This window comes from Nocardia macrotermitis (genome assembly GCF_009604405.1).
Taxonomy (GTDB): Bacteria; Actinomycetota; Actinomycetes; order Mycobacteriales; family Mycobacteriaceae; genus Nocardia; species Nocardia macrotermitis.
In genome coordinates this window covers 89897-109833 of record NZ_WEGK01000002.1, presented here as the reverse complement: position 1 = coordinate 109833, position 19937 = coordinate 89897, and the positions used below count along the sequence as shown (strand labels likewise).

Sequence of the window (19937 nt, the reverse complement as noted above, 5' to 3'; positions counted from 1 at the left end):
ATCTGGACGCGCCCGGCCACCCGACACGCCGGGTTGTGCGCATTCGGTAACTTCCGTGTAGCGCTTCACGCGCATGGAAGGAGTCCCCGTGTCCTCGACCCTCGACCCCGCTACCACCGCCTGGCTACTGGCCAGCACAGCGCTCGTCCTGCTCATGACCCCCGGTCTGGCCATCTTCTACGGCGGCATGGTGCGCTCGTCCGGCGTGCTGAACATGCTGATGATGAGCTTCATCTCGATCCCGCTCGTGACGGTGACATGGCTACTGTTCGGCTATACCCTCGCGTTCGGCCCGGACGCGGGCGGCGGCGTGATCGGCACGCTCGCACACACCGCGATGTCCGGCATCGGCCCGACCACGGTGCGCGGCGGCGTCCCGGAACTGCTGTACGCCACCTTCGAGCTGACCTTCGCCATCCTGACCGCCGCACTGGTCAGCGGCGCCATCGCGGACCGCGCGAAATTCTCCGCGTGGATGGTGTTCGTCCCGCTGTGGACGCTGCTGGTGTTCGCCCCGGTCGCGCACTGGGTGTGGGGTCCGCACGGCTGGCTCTCCTCGTTCGGCGCGCTCGATTTCGCAGGCGGCCTGGTGGTCGAGATCGCTTCCGGCGCTTCGGCATTGGCGCTCGCGCTGGTGTTGGGGCCGCGGATCGGCTTCAAGGTCGACGCGATGCGCCCGCACAATCTGCCGTTCGTGGTGCTGGGCGCGGGTCTGCTGTGGTTCGGCTGGTTCGGGTTCAATGCCGGATCGGCGTTGCGGGTGGACGGCATCGCCGCGGCGGCCTTCCTCAACACGCTCGTCGCGGGCTGCCTGGGCATGCTGGGATGGCTTGTGGTGGAACGGATTCGGGACGGCCGGCCGACGACGTTCGGCGCGGCCTCGGGTGCGGTGGCCGGCCTGGTCGCGATCACCCCGTCCTGCGGTTCGGTGACCACCCTGGGCGGTGTGATCGTGGGATTGGTTGCGGGCGTGGTGTGTTCGTTCGCGGTGGGGTGGAAATTCCGTGCCGGATACGACGATTCGCTCGACGTGGTGGGCGTGCACTTCGCGGGCGGCATCATCGGCACCCTGCTGATCGGCCTGCTGGCCAGCCGGGTGATGACCGGTGGTCCGCGCGGGCTGTTCTACGGCGGCGGGCTGTCCCAGCTCGGTAAGCAGGCGGTCGGGGTGGTCGTGGTCGCGGCGTGGGCGTTCGTCGTCTCGTACGTGCTGGGCAAGATCATCGATCGCGTGATGGGTTTCCGGATCAGCAAGGAGGACGAGGTCGGCGGCATCGACTTCGCGCTGCACGCGGAGACCGCCTACGCCGAGGGCGTGCACGGCCACGCGCCGCGCGGGCTGTTCGGTCACGGTCAAGCGGGGCAGACGGGTCAGCACGGCCTTTTCGGTGATCGAGATCACTGACCCCTTGCGGCGCGGTGAGGTAACAGCGTTAAGCTAACGCTGTTACCTCACCGTGGACTGGGGGCTCCCATGTTGACCCGAATCGCACAATTCTCGACCCGATACCCGCGAGCGGTCCTGCTCACCGCCCTCGCGCTGGCCGTGTTCTGCGGCCTGTTCGGCGCCTCGGCCGCCGCCCACCTGGAGGCGGGCGGCTTCACCTCCGACGACGCCGAATCCTCCCGCGTCGCCCAACTGCTGGCGCAGGACTTCAACGGCGCACAGCCGAATTTCGTGCTGCTGGTCGACTCCGATCAGGGCGTCGACACCCCGGCCGCACGGACAGCCGGGACGCAGATCGTGCACACCCTGCAGGCTCGCGACGACGTGGTCGGGGTGCGGTCGTACTGGACCGATTCGGGACCGATCGGCTCGGCGCTGCGCGCCACCGACGGGCACAAGGCCCTGGTCCTGGCCTACATCAAGGGTGGCGACGACCGCGCGCAGAAGACCGCCGGAACGATCGCCGCGCAATTCACCGATATGCCGCCCGGCATCACCGTCCGGGCGGGCGGCGAGACGGCGGCCTATCACGATGTGAACGAGCAGATCACCAAGGACCTCACCGTCGCCGAGGGCGTGGCCGTGCCGCTCACCGCGATCGTGCTGACGCTCGTGTTCGGCAGCGTGATCGCGGCGGCGCTGCCGCTGGCGGTCGGCCTGTTCGCGATCGCCGCCGCGCTCGCCATCCTGCGCGGTTTCACGCTGTTCACCGACGTCTCGATCTACGCGCTGAACATGACCACCGCCCTGGGGCTGGCGCTGGCGATCGACTACAGCCTGTTCATCGTCAGCCGGTTCCGCGAGGAACTGCGCGGCGGGCGCAACCATCACGACGCGGCCGTGCGCGCGATGCAGACCGCCGGACGTACCGTGCTGTTCTCGGCGCTGACCGTGGCGCTGGCGATGGCCGTACTCAGCGTGTTCAACCTGTACTTCCTGAAATCCTTCGCCTACGCGGGCGTCGCGGTGGTGATCGCCGCCGCGGCGGCCTCGATCGTGCTGCTGCCCGCCGCGCTGGTACTGCTCGGCGACCGGGTCAACGCCCTGGACGCCCGCGCCGGGATCCGGCGGCTGCTGCGGCGTCCCGCACCCGTGCCGGTGGCCCCGGAACGGTCGCGGTGGTATCGCACGGTCGATTGGGTTATGCGACACGCGATTCCGGTGGCGCTGGTGATCATCGCGGTGCTGCTCGCGCTCGGATCCCCGTTCCTGGGCGTGAAATTCGGTTATCCGGACGATCGGGTGCTGCCGACGGGTTCGGACAGCCGGACGGTCGGCAACGCATTGCGCGGCGACTTCCCGAGCGTCAATGCCGGTAACGGCACAACCATTGTGCTGCAACACTATTCGGGTAACGCGGGGTCCTACGCCACGGCGTTGTCGAAGGTGGACGGCGTCTCTGCGGTACTGTCCGACGCGGGCGTCTACATCGCCGGCGGCCGCATGGCCTCGGCCCCACCGGGTATGGCCAACGCCACGGGTCAGTACCTCACCGTCGCATCCCGAATCGACCCGTATTCCGCTGCCGGACAACAACAATTGCGCGACCTGCGCGCGGTGTCCGCACCCGCGCCCGCGCTGTTCGGCGGGATGGCCGAGATCGACGCCGACGGCCTGCATTCGCTCGGCGCGCGCCTGCCGCTGGCGATCGCGTTGATCGCGCTGTCCACCTTCGTGGTGCTGTTCCTGTTCACCGGCAGCCTGGTGATACCGCTGAAGGCGGTGCTCATCAACACCCTCTCGCTGACCGCGATGTTCGGCATGATGGTGTGGATCTTCCAGGACGGGCATCTGTCGAATCTGTTGGGCTTCACCACAACCGGCTATCTGGTCCCGACCATGCCGCTGCTGATGTTCTGCCTGGCCTTCGGCATGTCGATGGACTACGAGGTGTTCCTGCTGTCGCGGATCCGGGAGGCCTGGCTCGCCTCGGACCGCACCGCGGCGGACAACACCCGTTCGGTGGCCCTGGGTGTGGCACATACCGGGCGAATCGTCACCGCGGCGGCGCTGCTGATGGCTATCGTGTTGGGGGCCATGGTTTCCGCGAAGGTGTCGTTCATACAGATGTTCGGTCTGGGTCTGACCCTGACCGTGCTCGCCGACGCCACCCTCATCCGTGGACTGCTGGTGCCCGCGCTGATGCGACTGCTCGGCACCGCCAACTGGTGGGCCCCCGCGCCGCTGCGCCGCCTGCACGAAAGGTTCGGATTCCATGAGGAATCCGACGCTCCCGCCCCCGAACCCGAGCTGGCGGGACATCGGTGACATCTTCCCGGCGGCCGCGTTCGGCCCGCGGATCCGGTGCGCGACTACGCGAGGAGATTCTCGACGCCACCCGAGAACTGCTCGCGCGCAGCGGAAATGCCGACACGGTCTCCATCCGAGAGGTGAGCCGGCTGGTCGGGGTGAGCGCGCCCTCGATCTACCGGCACTTCTCCGACAAAGACGAGCTCATCGACGCGGCGGTGGCGCAGGTCTTCGAGAACCTGGACGCCGCAATGGGTTCGGCGACCGATCCGGCGCACTCGCCGATCACCCGGCTGCGCGATCAGGGCATGGCGTATGTGCGATTCGCGCTGGACAATCCCGAACAGTATCGGCTGGCCTTCGTGCCCACCGGCGAGCACGGGCCCAGCGCGGTGGACAAGGTGCTGGGCAGCGGCGCGGTCGTCAGATTCGCCGAAACAGTCCGGGAGGCAATGGATTCCGGTGTGATCGCCGAGGGCGACACGCTGCCGGTGGTGCTGGAACTGTGGGCCGCGGCGCACGGTGTCGCGTCGCTGCTGATCGCCAAACCCGCACTGCCGTGGGGTGATGTGGACAAGCTCGTCGATCGGGTGCTCGGCGCGGCGTGCCTGGGACACGCGGTGCTGGACATCATCGGCGGCGATTCGGTGCCCGACCCCGACGAGGGTGCGCGCTGGTTGGCCGAACTGCGTCGCGCACAAGGGGATTCGAGCCTCTGATCAGCTCACGTCGCCGGACGGCGCGTTCCAGGTGTTGCACCGCCACACCCGGTTGTACTTCTCGCCGACGTTCACGAACCAGTCGCCGTAGTGCTGGCCGATCCCGTGGTCGTGCATATCGGTCGCCTGACTCTCGTCGCCGCGCGTGTACTGGTCCTTCTGCATGAACACGGCCTGGTCGTTGGTGAACAGGCCCACGTAGATCGAGGAGCCGACGAACATGCCCGCGAAGCACTGAGCCTCGAGTTCGAGGCGGCGGGACAGTTCCAGCCCCTTGTCCGAGTCGTCGCCGAGATCCTCGCGTTGCTGGGCCTGCTGATCCATGATCCCGGTCAGCGATTGGACGTGGTGGCCGTACTCGTGCGCGAAAACCTCCAGGTAGACGTACCAGCGGTCGCCGTAGACATCGGTCTGGATGTGGTCCAGCGGCATGTAGATGGTGTCGTTCGCACCGCAGAAGAACGCGGCGTAGTTACCCGAACTGCTGCACGGCGAGGACAGGTCGCTGGCATGGGTCGGGGCGACCACCTTCGGGGCGTGGAAGGGCAGGTTCTGCAACCGCAGCATCGGCTGCCACATCTTGCCCAGGCAGGTGGACGCGGCGTTGAAGAAGGCGGTCGCGACGGTCGAACTCGCCGCCCAGCCGGGCAGGTCGCAGCGGACGTTGATCAGGCCGTTGTTCTGGTTCGCGAACAGCGGGTTGTTCGCCGTGGCCGCGACCGGGGTGGGGCCGGATGCGACCGTGGTGGTGGGTCCGGCCAGCGCGGTCCGGCTCGCGGACAGGCTCTCCGAGGTGGTGGGGTTCGCGGATGTCGTTGCGGCCGTGGTTGTTTCGCTGGTCGTCGATGGGTACGTGTAGCTCGGGGTGGTGCCGTACGCGGTGGTCGAGTCGCTGTCGCGATCGGCCATGGTGGCGAAAACCACCAGCGCGGAGACCATTCCGAAGACGAACAGCGCCACGACCACCGCGATCGCCGCGCCGCCACCGCCCGAACTCGGAGGGCGGCCGTAGTATCCGGCGGGTGGCAGCGGAGGTAGCGGCCGACGCGGGCCGACCGGATATCCGGCGGGCGGCAGCGGCGCACCGTACGGCGGGCGCGGGCCGGGCCCCGCGCCCGCGCCGTATCCGGGTGGAACGCCGTATCCCGGTGGCGGAGCACCGAATCCGGGTCTACCGGGCGGCACCGGACCGCCGGGGCCCGGATACGGACCGCCGCCGGGAGGACGTCCCGGCCCCGGCGGATACGGCGGCCGATTCACGGCGCGATGATCCTCACCGGACCGACGGTCCGGCGAAAATTGTTGGTGGACAACGGATCATCGGCCGAGCGCATCAGCTCACCTGACTCGACGAAGCGGTGTAGGTATTGCACCGAGCGGTGTTGTTCCGGTCGTATCCGAGGCTGAACCAGTCGCCCGAATGCTGGTTCGAACCGTGATCACGCATATCGGATTCGTCGTCACCGCGCAGGTACGCGTCCTTGCGCGCCTTGCTGATCTGCGCCGAGGTCAGCGAGCCGCCACCGGCCGACGCGGCCAGGAACATGCCGTCGAAACACTGTGCCTGCAACTCGATCCGACGGGAGATCTCCAGGCCCTTCGTGGTCTCCAGACCCGCGTCGTACTCGTCCTCGTGCGCCTTGCTCAGGATGCCGGACTCCTCCTGGATGTGGTGCCCGTACTCGTGCGCGAAGACCGAAAGGTAACGCTCCCAACTGTTTCCGATGATATCGGTCTGGATGTGGTCGATCGGGATGTAGATGGTCTTGTTCGCGTTGCAGTAGAACGCGGCGAAGTTACTGGTGCCGCCGGTGCAGGGCGTGGTGAGTCCGGTGGTGCTGGCGGTCACCTTCAGCACCGGCGGGTCGAACGGCAGATTCGCCTTGGCCAGCACCGGTTTCCAGGCCGCGGCCAGACAGGTCGCGGCGCTCTCGAAGAATTTGCGGGCCTGGTCGACCTGGGTGCTCCAGTCGGCGTACGGGCAGTTCGCCTTGCTCAGCGCGGTTCCGGGATCGGCGAGGATGGGGTTGGCGCCGGTCGCGGCGATCCCCGGGGTCTTGGTCGAGGTGGGATAGGTGGTGTAGGGGCCGGCCGTGGAGGTGGTGTGGTCCACCGCGGCGCGCAATCCGATCCGGACCAGCGCACCCACCACGACGATCACGATCACCACGACGATGACGCCGATCGCGCCGCCGCGTCCGCCACCCGACGGACGTCCGGGCGGCGGACCGTACGGGGTGCGGCCCATCGGCGGACCGTAGGGGCCCGGACGCACCCCGGCCGGGCCGTACGGACGCGGCATCTGCCCGCCGTATCCCGGAGGTTGCTGTGGCGCGGCATACGCGGCCTGCTGGGGATAACCCGGTCCGGGCCCGTACCGCGGCGGACCCGGCTGTTGTGGATAACCCGACGGCTGTGGATAACCGGGCCGCTGGGGATAACCGGGCTGTTGAGGAAAGCCGGGTTGCTGTGGATAACCCGGATTGCGCCCGTATCCCGGCGGGTTACCCGGCTGCGGTCCACCCGGATTACCAGGACCGTTCCCATAGGGTGGTCGGCTCACTCCCCCACGCCCCGTCTCTCCAGACAACTGATTAGCTGATGCCGAAGAATACCAAGCTGTCTATGCTGTTGCCCCATGCTGATCTTTCGGGGGGGCGCCATCAGCGCCTTGATGCTGGCGCTGGCCGGGATATTGCTGAGCACACCCGCCGCGCGGGCCCAGGCGCCCGCCGACGGGGTGGCGATCCAGGCCAGCGTGAAACTCAGCCGGGACGGGAACCTCGAGGTCGCCGAGAAGGTGACCGTTCCGCAGGGCGGGAAGTTCCAGATGTCGCTGCCGCTGCGAGTCGCGTTGGGCGACAAGGGCGGTGAGCGCCGGTTCAAGGTCACCGATATCTCGAGCACCGGGCCCGGGTCGGCCAAGGTGAGCGGGGAGGTGTTCACCGTCGACGCGCCCGCGGGGACGTCGTCGTTCGAGTACACCGTGCACAACACGGTCAGCGATGCGCCGGGCACCCAGGTCTTCCAGTGGACCGGGATCCTGCAAGCCGATGTGGCCTCCTTCGATGCCACGCTGATCAGCCCGAGTTATCGGATGGGCATCATCGACTGCAAGGTCGGCCCGCAGACCGGCACCCACCAGTGCGACGCCACCGTCGAACCCGACGGCAAGCTGGTATTGCACGAGGTCAACCTGCACAGGGGCGATATTCTCGACGTCACCCTGCAGCTGCCGCCCGGGACCGTGCCCGCCAACGCCGATATCAGCGACGGCAGCTCGAACGGGCCGTTCTCGATCACCGCGCCGGTGTTGATCGCCTTCGGTGTGCTGATCGTGGCGTTGCTGGCGCTGGGCGGATATGTGCTGTGGTCGCGGCGGCAGGACGCGGCGGCCTTGCGCGGTGACGAGGTCGTGGATCCGGTGCAGCGCAAGGGAAGTCGGGCCCAGTTCGTCTCGCCGGACGGGGTGCTGCCGGGCGAGGCCGGGCTGCTGCTCGACAATTCCGTGGACGCGGTCGATCTCGCGTCCACCGTCGTGGATCTCGCTGTGCGCCGGTACATCTGGGTCACGCCGGTCAGCGAGTCGGACTGGCGGATCACCCGGTTGAATCCGGCCGACGAGCAGTTGCGCGAATTCGAGCGGGAGGTCTATCGGGCCGTGCTGCCCGAGGGCGCGGAGTCGATTCTGTTGTCCGAGTTGCGGGGTCGCGCCGCCGCCGAACCCGCGCGCGCCGCGCTGCGGGCCGATGCCCTGGCGCACGGCGTGCTGATCGATCGCAAACGTCGCGGCCTGGCGTTCTGGCTGGGCGCGATCCTGGTCGTCGTCGGCGTCGCGGCCACCGTCGGATTGGCGATCTCGGGTGGATACGCGCTGGTCGGCGTGGCGATCGCGCTCGGTGGTGTGGCCGCGCTGCTGCTGCCCGCCTATCTCCCGGCCCGCACGGCCGCCGGGCGCGCGCTGGCCGGACGGGTGCGCGGGCTGCAACGCGGACTCGAGACGATCCAGGTGGAGATGGTGCCGCCCGCCGAGCGGGAGGCGGCGTTCTCCCGGGGGCTGCCGTACACGATCATCGGCTCGCGCTCGGACAACTGGATCCGGACGTTCCGCGAGATCGATCTGGCGGCGGATCGCGAGCCCGGGCTGTACTGGTTCGGCGGGTTCGAACAGGATCGGGATCTGAGCCGGTTCGCCGGGCATTTCCCGTACTTCATCACCGCGCTGGAAGGCGTGTTCCCGAAGTAGGCCCGGTCAGCGGGCGCGTAGGCCGTCGAGCACGATATCCATTGTGCGACGGGCTGTTTCGACGTAGGACTCGCCGGGGAAGACGAACACCTGGAGGGTCATCAGGGTGGCGATGTCCCGGGCGGTGACCTCCGCGCGCAACGTGCCGGATTCCCGGGCCCGGGCGGTCATGTCCTCGACCTGTTCGGCGATGCGGCCGCGCACCTCGGTCAGGGCGGGGTCGCTGCGGATATCGGCGTGCAGGGTCGGCTCGATCGCGGCGGCCAGTGCGCCCAAACGCATTTCGGCGCATTCGCGCAGGAATCGGCACAGCGTGGACCAGGGGTCCTCCTCGTCGCGGATGGCGGTGGCCGCCAGGTCCGCCAGGCCGGACAGGTACGCGTGTGCGGCCGCGGTGATGAGTGCGCCGCGATCGGGAAAGCGGCGGTAGAGCGTGCCGACGCCGACGCCCGCGCGGTCGGCGATCTCCTTCATCGACACCTCGACGCCCTGTTCCTGGAAGACGACCTGGGCGGCGGCCAGGATCTGGTCGCGATTACTGCGTGCGTCGGCCCGCAAGCCGCACCTCCGAAACAAGTGGACGGTTTCCTTCCGGTTAGTGTACCGTCGAATAAGCGGACGAAATACGTCCGGTTGTGGCGGAGGGTTCGCGATGAACTCGCTCGCATACGAATCATCGACGACGTTTACGGGGTGTGGACATGAGTAGGAACGTGCTGATCTCCGGGGCCGGGGTCGCCGGGTCGACCTTGGCGTATTGGCTTGCGCGACAAGGCTTCACAGTGACCGTGGTGGAGCGGGCGGACGGGCAGCGCTCCAGCGGGAATCCGGTGGATGTCAGAGGGCCGGCGCTCGCGGTGGTCGAGCGGATGGGCATCACGGATCGGCTCCGCGACGCCGCCACGGCCGTGCACCGGCTCGTCTTCCTCGACGCTGCCGGGCGCGAGCAGGCATCGATGAATATCAATGCGCCGCAAGGGTCCTCGGGCAAACGCGATATCGAGATCGCCCGCGCGGACCTGGCCGCGATCCTGCTCGATGCCGCGCGGGACAATGCCGAGATCCGCTGGGGCGATTCGATCACCGGGCTCACCCAGCGCGCCGACGGGGTCGAGGTCACCTTCGAACACGGTGCGCCGGGCCGGTTCGACCTGGTCGTCGGCGCGGACGGACTGCATTCGACCGTGCGGCGGCTGGCCTTCGGGCCGGAGCGGGAGTTCGTGCACTACAAGGGCATGCTCGTCGCCACCCTGGCCGTGGACCGCACCCTCGCCGGTGCGGACGCGGTGGCGATGTACAACGCGCCGGGCCTGTCCTTCTCCGTCCATCCGGCACGCGGAATTCCGTTGGGCGGCTTCTTCTTCCGGCACGCGGCGGTACCCGGGATCGACCGCCGCGATCTCGCCGCGCACAAGCGCCTGATCATCGACACCTACACCGGCCGGCTCGGCGTCTTCGAGGAATTCCTCGACCAGCTGGCCGCCGCCGAGGACATCTACTTCGACGCCGTCAGCCAGGTCCGCCTACCGTCCTGGACCACCGGCCGCATCACCCTCATCGGTGACGCCGCCTCCAGCCTGTCCCTCTTCGGCGACGGCTCCACCCTCGCCATCTCCGCCGCCCACACCCTCGCCGAAGAACTCGCCGCCACCACCGACCTCGCCGCGGCCCTACACCGCTACGAACGCCGCCACCGCACCCTGGTCAAGCCCAAACAACGCGGCTTCACCTTCGCCAGCCAACTCTTGATCCCCGCATCCCACACGGCAATAACGTTGCGCAACACCGCAGTACGCACCTTCGCGCACTGACGTTGTCCGCATGTTTCGGTTGGCACCCGCCACCGCACGGTAGCCACCTGGGCCACCGAATACACCGCCCTTCCGGGACGCAATCCGGCCCATGCGATCCGACGACCCGATTCCCGCACGGCACCATGCCGTCGCAGTGCGACGGTTCGACCGATAGCGGTCGGCGCGTCGAGAGGTCGCGGGACACCTTCCCGTGCGGCGATCCACTGACGAAATACCCAGGGCTGCAATCGATCCTATATCCATCGCAGACAGAAGGGCGCGGTCGGTACACGGACACGCCCGGCCGAAACCGAGCAGCATGTTCCCTGACACGAATGGCGGAGAGCAGGTCGGAGTCGCAGCCGCGGTAGCGGGTGCCACAGCACACTCTCCCAGCACCCCATACGTACCGAAATACTCAGTGCCGCACCTGATTCGACGATCGGATACCGACGACGAAGCGATGCTCGAGGTAGAGCATCGCCCCGACGGGCGGCGGGTCAGGCGCGGGTGGCGCGGCGCATGGCGGAGAGGGGGTCGGCGTAGAAGACGCTGAGGGAGGTTACGGCGGCGGCGTGTTCCTGGACTCGGCCGCCGAAGCGGCTGATGCGCAGGTCCGCGGGTGGCAGATTGGTATTGGTGGCGAAAGCCTGTGCCACGCGGTCGATTCCGGGGCGGTAGCCGGTGAATGCCTGGCCGCCCAGGACGACTCGGTCCGGGTTGAACATGTCGCGGATGAGAGCGGCTGTGCGGCCGAGGATTTCGGCGCGATCGTCGAGCAGCTCGCGGGCCGCGTCGGAGCCGGAGTCCGCCGCGCGGTACAGGTCGGCGATCACCGGGCGGCGCGGGGCCTCGCGACGGGGCACGATTCCGGCGCGCACGGCGCGGCCGAGGATCGCGGCCTCGCCGATGGTGGCCTCCAGGCAGCCGCGACGGCCGCAGGCGCATTCGATATCCGAGCCGGTCGGCAGGTGCGCGATGGAACCCGGACCGCTGGCGGGCGTGTGCACCCGATCGTGCAGGGTGACCGCGACACCGGCGGTCTCCCGCGCGTAGATGTACAGGCTGCTGCCGGGACGCTGCTGGTCACCGGGGGTGAGCAGCAGTTCCGCCGCCGCCATGGCCTCCACGTGCGCGGATACCGAAACCGGCAGGTCCAGCACGGTGGCGAAGACCGCGGCGACGGGTGCGGCCTGCCAGCCCAGCCGCGGATGATCGACCAGTCCGGCGGCCGGATCGACCCGCCCGGCCAGCGCGACACCGGTCCACAGCGGGCGACGCCGCGGCAGCCGGTCCAGGAACGCCTTCGCGCTGCGGGCGATGATGGTCAGCGCGGCATCCTGACCGACCTGCGGCGTGGCGATCTCCAGCCCGCCCAGGATGCGACCCGACAGGTCCGCGGCGATGATCCGGGTGACCGTGGCGCCGATGTGCACGCCGAGGGTGGCGTAGGTGTCGGTGTCGACCTCGAAGGGGATGCGCGGTCGCCCGACCGCCCCCGACGCGGTCAGATCGGCCCGCTCGCGCAGCAGTCCGGCCGAAAGTAGCGCGGACACTTGACGATTCACGGTCGCGATACTCGAGCCCGTGGTCTGCGCGGCGGCGTCACGGAAGATCGGGCCGCGCGTCGCGGCCCGCAGCACGGCGGCGGCGGGGTTGTCGGAGATGCGCAGTTCCGGCGGCGCCGCCGGACGTGCGGCCGCGACCCGGACGGGCGCGGTGGTGGTCGACGGTCGCTCGATGATGGGGATCGTCATTTCGAATCCTTGTTGAAAAAGCCCGTGAGGGCAGTGTTCGGCAACGACAACAAGGCAGTGAGAAGGGCTCGGTAGGAACGCGACCGGCCGTCACGAATCAGGCGGGAGCGGTTCTCAGCTGCGCGGCCGAGGGCAACACAGTTCGCGCTGACGCGGCAGCCGCACACCGAGCGCGACGGTCACGTAGGTGACCTGAGCGGCGTTCGATCGGCTGGAGCACATGGTTGAGAACGTTATCATCCGGAATGTGGTGGACGCCAGACCAGTCGGTCTGCATGCATTCCACTCGAGCAGATTCCAATCTCCCGGCCCGGTCGGCGGGGTGGCGCAATGACCGGAATCACGCCCGTTTCGGCAGGCCGCGGCGATCGATGTGCGGCGCATTACCCACCGGGGCACGCACCCGTCCCGGACATCGGGCCGGAAGCCTCGCGATCGCCCCCTATTCTCGGAAACCGCAGGTCACAGGCGGAAGGAGTATCCATTGTCATCGCAACCGACACCATTGCGCGCCCCTGTCCGCCGTGCCGATCGGGCCCGTCAGGTGGCCGATGTGCTGCGTCAGCAGATCCACGCGGAGACCTTCGCGCACACCCTGCCCAGTGAGGGCGAGCTCGCCGCCGAATTCGCGGTCTCCCGCAACACCGTGCGCGACGCCCTCGCGCTGCTCAAGGACGAGGGGCTGATCGAGCGCGCGCCGAAGGTGGGCACCCATGTCGCGCAACGCAAGTACGAGCACGGTATCGATACGTTGCGCGGGTTGAAGGAAACCCTGCGCGAGCACGGCGAGGTCCGCAACGAGGTGCGGGTGGCCACCACGGTGACCCCGCCGCCCGCCGTGGCCCGTCGCCTGGACCTGAATCCGGGTGAGCAGGCCGTCTACATCGAGCGGCTGCGTTTCCTCGGCGAACTGCCGCTGAGCCTGGACCTGACCTATCTCGCGCCGGATATCGGGGCCCAGGTCATCACCCGGGATCTCGAGCGCAACGACGTGTTCGCCCTGATCGAGGAAATCGGCGGTGGCCCGCTGGGTTCCGCGGATCTGGTGCTGGAGGCGATCACCGCCGACCCGCATTCCGCGGCGGCCCTGCAGATGCCCGAGGACGGTGCGCTACTGCTGCTGGAACGACTGACCCGGCTCGACGACGGCCGCCCGGTGGATCTGGAGTACATCCGGTTCCGCGGAGATCGAATCACCATGCGCGGCAGCCTCGTTCGGCCCGCGGAAAGCAGCGATTGGAGGCTGATCTGAATGGCCCTGGTGAACCAGCGCACCGACGTTCCGGTGACCATCGACGAATCCCTGTGCATTCAGGGGTGCACCCTGTGTGTCGAGATCTGTCCGCTCGACTCCCTGGCGATCAACCCGGACAACGGCAAGGCGTACATGCACGTGGACGAGTGTTGGTACTGCGGCCCGTGCGCCGCCCGCTGTCCCACCGGCGCCGTCACCGTCAATATGCCCTTCCTGTTGCGCTGATCCGCGCACCCAGATCGCCTCCGCGCGAGGCGAATTCCGAGGAATTCGAATGAAATATCGTCCTGCCCGCATTATCGCGGGTTTGTCCGCCATGGCTCTGATCGCCGCCGGATGCTCGCTCGATGCGGCGGATTCGGGGAATACCGTCAAGGTCGTGGTGGGCTATCAGTCCAAGACCATCAATACCGTCACCGCCGGAACCCTGTTGCGTGCCAAGGGTTTTCTCGAACAGCGACTGGCGAGACTGACCGCCGCGGGCGGGCCGAAGTATCAGGTCGAATGGCAGGATTACGACACCGGTGCGCCGATCACCGCGCAGATGGTCGCGGAGAAGATCGATATCGGGTCGATGGGTGATTACCCGCTGCTGATCAACGGTTCGCGGACGCAGGCCAGTGAGCGGTCGCGCACCGAACTGGTGTCGGTCACCGGGTATCAGCCCAAGGGATCGCTGAACATGGTTGTGGTGCCGCCTGGTTCGCCGATTCACGAGTTGCAGGAGCTGGCCGGGAAGAAGGTGTCGGCGAGTGTCGGTTCGGCCGGTGACGGGACGTTGCGTCAAGGACTGAGCCGGGCCGGGATCGATCCGAAATCCGGTGTGCGGATTCTCAATCAGCAGCCGCAGATCGGGGCGTCGGCGCTGGATTCCGGTCAGGTGCAGGCGCTTTCGCAGTTCGTCGCGTGGCCGGGGTTGCTGGTTTTCCAGAACAAGGCGCAATTGCTTTACGACGGTGCGGAATTGAATGTCCCGACCTTCCACGGCGTCGTCGCGCGGCGGGACTACGCGAAACAGCATCCCGAGGTGCTGGACGCATTCCTGCAAGCGCAGTTGGACGCGACCGATTTCCTGCACGCGAAACCGCTGGAGGCCGCCGAATCGGTCGCCCACGACACCGGACTGCCCGCCGAGGTGGTGTACCTCTACAACGGGCCCGGCGGAACCACCTTCGACACACCGCTCAAATCGCAGCTCATCCAGGCTTTCAAGGGCGATATCCCGTATCTGAAGTCGATCGGTGACTTCGCCGATCTGGATGTGGACAAGTTCGTCGACGACGCGCCGCTGCGAAAGGCGTTCAGCGAGCGGGGCGTCGACTATGCCAAGGCCGTCGCGAACTTCGGCAACCCCGCGCCGATCACGGGTACCGATCCGACCGGGAACCGCCCGGTCACCGATCCCGCTCTCGCCGGGGAGATCTGGTTCGACGGCCAGGAGACCACCCAGCCTGCCGCCGACCCGACCAGCCTGCTGCACGCGCTGAAAGCCGCTCGCGCACAAGGCCGCAAGGTGCGCGCGGCCTACGTCCCCGACGCCGAACTGGGCACCCGCTGGTTCGCCGACAAGGCCCTGTGGATCCACGACGGACAGACCTACCTCCCGTTCACCACATCGGCTGCGGCACAACGGTATCTGACCGCGCATCCCGGCAGCACTCAGCTGTCCTACGACCAGGCGATCGCCGAGGTGCAGCCGTGAGCGAACGAATCAGGAACGCGGCGACCGACCGGGTCCGACGCGCCGGCCGCGGCATACTCCGCTCGAGCCTGGTCGAACTCAGTTGCAGGAGAGCCGAATCCGTGACGGTTGATACAACGAAGCCGATCGAGGGCGGACAGCCATGAACCAGTCGATTCCGAGCGTGGCGCCCGGCGCGGCACAGCCTGTCGCCGTCAGCTCTGCACGTCACGGCAAAACAGGCCGCGGGGGTGAACGATGAGCGCGACGATATCCGCTCGGCTCGACCCGAGTGCTGCCGGTTCCGAGGTCGTCGCGGGATCGGATGCGGCGACCACGGGCAAATCCGAAGGGGCATCGGATCGTGGTGAGGGCGGCCGGGTTTGGCGGTCGCGGGTCATTCGGCTGGTTTCGGTCATCGCGGTGGTTGTCGCCTGGCAGCTGTTGACCGCCAATCATATTCGGGTCTGGGTGCGGTTCGATACCTTGCCGACGGTGACGCAGATCGTGCGAGCGTTCGGGCACCAGCTCGGGACCGGGACGTACTGGCTGGATCTGGGGCAATCGATGATCCGGATCCTGAGCGGGTTCGTGCTGGCCGCGCTCGCGGGCGTGGCTTCCGGTGTGGCACTGGGACGTTCGCGGCTGTTCGCGGATGTCTTCGGGCCGCTGACCGAGCTGGCCCGGCCGATTCCGGCGATCGCGATCGTGCCGGTGGCGATTCTGCTGTTCCCGACCGATGAGGCCGGAATCGTGTTCATCACCTTTCTGGCCGCGTATTTCCCGATCATGGTCAGTACCCGGCACGCGGTGCGGGCGCTACCGGTGATCTGGGAGGATTCGGTGCGCACGCTCGGCGGCAGCCGATGGGACGTGCTGTGGCGCGTCGTGCTGCCCGGCAGTCTGCCCGGGGTGTTCGGCGGGCTGTCGGTGGGGATCGGCGTGGCCTGGATCTGCGTGGTGTCGGCCGAAATGATCTCGGGCCGACTGGGTGTCGGCTATCGCACCTGGCAGGCGTACACGATCGTGGACTATCCGGGGGTGTTCGTCGGCATCATCACCATCGGGGTGCTGGGCTTCGCGACCTCAGCGGCGGTGGAACTGCTGGGCCGCCGAGCCACCGCCTGGTTGCCTCGCGCGGGAGCGGAGACGAGATGAGCGAAATAGCAAGTACCGCAATGGATCTCCAGCTGGATCGGGTGGAGCTGCGTTACTCCGGAACGCCGGTGATCAGCGGACTGAACCTCGATATCCGGCCCGGCGAGATCCTCGTGCTGACCGGGCCGTCCGGGTGCGGCAAATCGACGGTGCTGCGCGCGCTGGCCGGTCTGCTGCCCGCGCGCTCCGGGCGCGTCCTCGCCGATGGCGAACCGGTTACCGGACCGTCGCGTGATCGCGCAATGGTGTTCCAGGACAACGCGTTACTCCCCTGGCGCACGGTCCGCTCGAATGTCGAGCTGGCCCTGCGGCTGCGCGGCGAACCCCGCGCCGGACGCCGCGAACGCGCCGAACGCTGGATCGACGAGGTCGGTCTGACCGGATTCGGCGGCTACCTGCCCAAGGATCTGTCCGGCGGGATGCGCCAGCGCGTCCAACTCGCCCGCGGCCTGGCCGGTGCGCCCCGCGCGGTGCTGATGGACGAGCCGTTCGGCGCCCTGGACGCACCCACCCGCGCCACCATGCAGCGCCTGCTCGTGGACACCTGGCGGGCGCATCCCACCACGGTCGTATTCGTCACGCACGATGTGGACGAGGCGCTGCTGCTGGGCGACCGCATCGCCGTCCTGGACCGCGCCGCGCGCCCGCTGCTCGCGCTGCTGGACATCCCCCGGCCCCGCGACCCGGACGTCGACCGCACCGCGCTGCGCACCGAAATCCTTGCCGCCCTGGATCGTTCGGACGATCCGGCCCCGGCCCACTCCTGAACCGATCTCCCGCTTGGAGCACCGCTGATGAAGATTCCCGACCTGGCCGACACCGTCCGGCTCGACTGCGATGTGCTGGTGATCGGTGGCGGCACCGCCGGAACCATGGCCGCGCTCACCGCCGCCGAGCACGGCGCGAACGTGCTGCTGCTGGAGAAGGCGCACGTGCGGCATTCGGGCGCGCTGGCGATGGGGATGGACGGGGTCAACAATGCCGTGGTTCCGGGGAAGGCCGAACCGGAGGACTACGTCGCGGAGATCACCCGCGCCAACGACGGAATCGTCAACCAGCGCACCATCTATCAGACCGCGACGCGCGGCTTCGCGATGGTGCAGCGGCTCGAGCGGTACGGCGTGAAGTTCGAGAAGGACGAGTACGGCGAGTACGCGGTGCGGCGGGTGCACCGCTCGGGGTCGTACGTGCTGCCGATGCCCGAGGGCAAGGACGTCAAGAAGGCGCTGTATCGCGTACTGCGACAACGGAAGATGCGCGAGAAGATCCGGATCGAGAATCGGTTGATGCCGGTGCGGGTGCTCACCGACGGCGGGCGTGCGGTGGGCGCGGCCGCATTGAACACGCGCACCGGGGAATTCGTCGCCGTGGGCGCGAAGGCGGTGATCCTGGCGACCGGGCCGTGCGGTCGGCTCGGGCTGCCCGCGTCGGGATATCTGTATGGCACGTACGAGAATCCGACCAATGCCGGTGACGGGTATTCGATGGCCTATCACGCGGGTGCGGAGCTCTCGGGGATCGAATGTTTCCAGATCAACCCGCTCATCAAGGATTACAACGGTCCGGCGTGCGCGTATGTGGCCAATCCGTTCGGCGGGTATCAGGTGAACGCCGGTGGTGAGCGGTTCGTGGATTCGGACTACTGGTCCGGGCAGATGATGAGTGAGGTCAAGAACGAGATCGAATCTGCCAGAGGGCCAATCTATTTGAAGGTTTCTCATCTGCCCGATGAGACGCTTACCGCGCTCGAGGGAATTCTGCACACCACCGAGCGGCCCACCCGCGGCACCTTCCACGCCAACCGGGGTCACGACTATCGGACCCACGATATCGAGATGCACATCTCCGAGATCGGTTTGTGCAGTGGACATTCCGCGTCCGGTGTGTGGGTGGACGAGCATGCCCGCACGACCGTTCCCGGACTGTACGCGGCCGGGGATCTGGCCTGTGTGCCGCACAACTACATGATCGGCGCGTTCGTGTACGGCGATCTGGCCGGTGAACATGCCGCAGGTATCCGTGCCGATGTCGCTGCACCGCAAGAACTTCCGTCCGACCAGCTCACCGCCGCGCACGAGCTGATCTACCGTCCGCTGCGCGATCCGGAAGGGCCGCCGCAGCAGCAGGTGGAGTACAAACTCCGCCGCTTCGTCAACGACTATGTGGCGCCGCCGAAGACGGCGACCAAACTGTCCCTGGCGATCGAGACGTTCGAGCGGATGACCCACGAGATCGCCGAGATGGGTGCGACCACACCGCACGAGCTGATGCGTTGCGCGGAAGTGAGTTTCATCCGCGACTGCGCCGAAATGGCCGCGCGTTCGTCGCTGACCCGCACCGAATCTCGTTGGGGCCTCTACCACGAACGCGCCGATCTGCCCGAGCGCGACGACGAGCAGTGGCACTATCACCTGAACCTGCGCAAGAGCGCGGGCGGGACGATGGAATTCCTGAAACGCCCTGTCGCACCGTATTTCGTGCCGGTCCCCGAACTCGCCGGACGATTCAGCGCCGCCGAGACCGCCGAACCGGTCGCACAGCCCGATCTGATCACCGGCCCGCCGCGCACGACCGCGGCGGACGACAGCGTCGTACGGCCTCGGACCACAGCGGTCGCCGACGCCGCCACCGAGGTTGCCCCGGCCATCGCGCAGTTGCTGACGCTGGACGCCCCTTCACTCACGGACCTGCACGTTTTCCTCACCGACGCCGATCCCCGCGTGCGCGCCACCGCCGTCTCGGTCCTGACCGAGGGCACACCGGACGGTTTCGCCGACGCGTTGATCGCCGCCCTCGCCGATCCGGCCGCCCCGGTCCGCGCCGCCGCCCTCGCCGGTCTGCGTGAGCTTGTCGAAATCCTGCCCGCCACAACAGGTCTCACGGATCATGCGGGATCACCCGATCCGCTCGTCCGCGCCGGTGTGGTGGATCTGCTGCGGGCGCTGCGCACGGGTTCGGCGGAACTGTTCGGCAAGGCCGTGGTGGACGACGACCACCGCGTCCGCATCGAAGGGGTGCGCGCCCTGGTCTCGATCGACGACTGGACCGCCCTGACCACCGCCGCCCACGACGAGAACCGCGAGGTCCGCATCGCCGCAGCTCAGGGCCTCGCCACCATCGGCCGGGGCGGCGTGGACGCCGTGCGCGAACTGACCGCCGACCGCGATCCACTGGTCCGCGCCGCCGCTCTCACCGCGCTGTCCCGGCTCGGCGACCCCGCCGACGCCCCCGTCCTGTCCACCGCTCTCACCGATTCGGCCTGGCAGATCCGCGAAGGCGCGGTCCGCGGCTGGACCGCCCTGGGTCCCGGCCTCGCCGCCACCCCGCTGCACACGGCCCTCGCCGACCCCCACCCCGACGTCCGCAAGGCCGCCGTCCTCACCCTCGGCCTCTGGCCCGACAACCCCGCCGCCCGCCATGCACTCCAGCAGGCCATCGACGATTCCGACGCGGACGTCCGGGCTTACGCGCGACGAGCTTTGGGGTGATAGGCGGGTCGGCGCTCGGCGACCCGTCCGACACGCCCTCCCGAGCGCGGGTACCGGGCCCGGTGCGGCTGCCGCTTACCCTGCGTACCACAGAATGCCCACAGAAATAGGGGGTACGCTCCCGCGCGCACCCATTCATTAGC

General features: G+C 68.1%; 15 protein-coding genes. 11 read left to right on the top strand and 4 right to left on the bottom strand.

The features are described from left to right. The first annotated feature begins 88 nt into the window (after positions 1–88). The 3 genes from NRB20_RS04430 (at position 89) to NRB20_RS04420 (ending at position 4416) form a co-directional block, all read left to right on the top strand. Positions 89–1405, top strand: coding sequence for an ammonium transporter (locus NRB20_RS04430; protein ID WP_319944463.1), 1317 nt, complete (start codon positions 89–91; stop codon positions 1403–1405). Between the two features lie 69 nt (positions 1406–1474). After that, a complete protein-coding gene (locus tag NRB20_RS04425; protein ID WP_153407957.1) occupies positions 1475–3715 on the top strand; it encodes an MMPL family transporter in 2241 nt (746 codons plus the stop codon). Continuing rightward, positions 3712–4416 (top strand): TetR/AcrR family transcriptional regulator, encoded by a 705-nt coding sequence (locus tag NRB20_RS04420; protein ID WP_319944462.1) that lies wholly within the window; start codon positions 3712–3714, stop codon positions 4414–4416. The genes NRB20_RS04425 and NRB20_RS04420 overlap by 4 nt, the downstream gene beginning before the upstream one ends. Here NRB20_RS04420 and NRB20_RS39225 read toward each other — a convergent pair whose 3' ends face one another. Both NRB20_RS39225 and NRB20_RS04410 read right to left on the bottom strand, forming a co-directional pair. After that, positions 4417–5676 (bottom strand): neutral zinc metallopeptidase, encoded by a 1260-nt coding sequence (locus NRB20_RS39225; RefSeq protein WP_153407956.1) that lies wholly within the window; start codon positions 5674–5676, stop codon positions 4417–4419. Positions 5677–5749: 73 nt separating this feature from the next. Further along, positions 5750–6718, bottom strand: a complete 969-nt coding sequence (locus NRB20_RS04410) for a neutral zinc metallopeptidase (RefSeq protein WP_153407955.1) — start codon at positions 6716–6718, stop codon at positions 5750–5752. Positions 6719–7054: 336 nt separating this feature from the next. Between NRB20_RS04410 and NRB20_RS04405 the strand changes: the two genes are divergently transcribed. Next, on the top strand, positions 7055–8662 hold the full coding sequence (locus NRB20_RS04405) for a DUF2207 family protein (protein ID WP_153407954.1): 1608 nt from the start codon (positions 7055–7057) through the stop codon (positions 8660–8662). 6 nt (positions 8663–8668) lie between these two features. On the opposite strand, the gene NRB20_RS04400 is transcribed toward NRB20_RS04405, so the two are convergent. Further along, entirely contained in the window at positions 8669–9220 is a 552-nt protein-coding gene (locus tag NRB20_RS04400; protein ID WP_194289727.1) for a TetR/AcrR family transcriptional regulator, read from the bottom strand. Between the two features lie 143 nt (positions 9221–9363). On the opposite strand from NRB20_RS04400, the gene NRB20_RS04395 reads away from it, so the two are divergent. Next, positions 9364–10473 carry an FAD-dependent oxidoreductase gene (locus NRB20_RS04395; RefSeq protein WP_153407952.1) on the top strand — a complete coding sequence of 370 codons (1110 nt, stop codon included), beginning with the start codon at positions 9364–9366 and terminating at the stop codon, positions 10471–10473. Positions 10474–10955: 482 nt separating this feature from the next. Here NRB20_RS04395 and NRB20_RS04390 read toward each other — a convergent pair whose 3' ends face one another. Then, positions 10956–12212, bottom strand: coding sequence for an ROK family protein (locus tag NRB20_RS04390; RefSeq protein WP_153407951.1), 1257 nt, complete (start codon positions 12210–12212; stop codon positions 10956–10958). 484 nt (positions 12213–12696) lie between these two features. On the opposite strand from NRB20_RS04390, the gene NRB20_RS04385 reads away from it, so the two are divergent. The 6 genes from NRB20_RS04385 to NRB20_RS04360 all read left to right on the top strand — a co-directional run bounded on the left by NRB20_RS04385 (position 12697) and on the right by NRB20_RS04360 (position 19794). Further along, complete coding sequence (locus NRB20_RS04385; RefSeq protein WP_153407950.1) at positions 12697–13464, top strand: GntR family transcriptional regulator; 768 nt, start codon at positions 12697–12699, stop codon at positions 13462–13464. Continuing rightward, positions 13465–13692, top strand: coding sequence for a 4Fe-4S dicluster domain-containing protein (locus NRB20_RS04380; RefSeq protein ID WP_153407949.1), 228 nt, complete (start codon positions 13465–13467; stop codon positions 13690–13692). A 49-nt stretch (positions 13693–13741) separates the two neighbouring features. Then, positions 13742–15169: an ABC transporter substrate-binding protein gene (locus tag NRB20_RS04375; protein WP_153407948.1), complete on the top strand. Its 1428-nt coding sequence runs from the start codon at positions 13742–13744 to the stop codon at positions 15167–15169. 237 nt (positions 15170–15406) lie between these two features. Further along, positions 15407–16306 (top strand): ABC transporter permease, encoded by a 900-nt coding sequence (locus NRB20_RS04370; RefSeq protein WP_153407947.1) that lies wholly within the window; start codon positions 15407–15409, stop codon positions 16304–16306. Beyond that, positions 16303–17073 carry an ABC transporter ATP-binding protein gene (locus NRB20_RS04365; protein ID WP_153407946.1) on the top strand — a complete coding sequence of 257 codons (771 nt, stop codon included), beginning with the start codon at positions 16303–16305 and terminating at the stop codon, positions 17071–17073. The genes NRB20_RS04370 and NRB20_RS04365 overlap by 4 nt, the downstream gene beginning before the upstream one ends. A 27-nt stretch (positions 17074–17100) precedes the next feature. Next, positions 17101–19794: a fumarate reductase/succinate dehydrogenase flavoprotein subunit gene (locus tag NRB20_RS04360; RefSeq protein ID WP_153407945.1), complete on the top strand. Its 2694-nt coding sequence runs from the start codon at positions 17101–17103 to the stop codon at positions 19792–19794. The last annotated feature ends 143 nt before the right edge of the window (positions 19795–19937 follow it).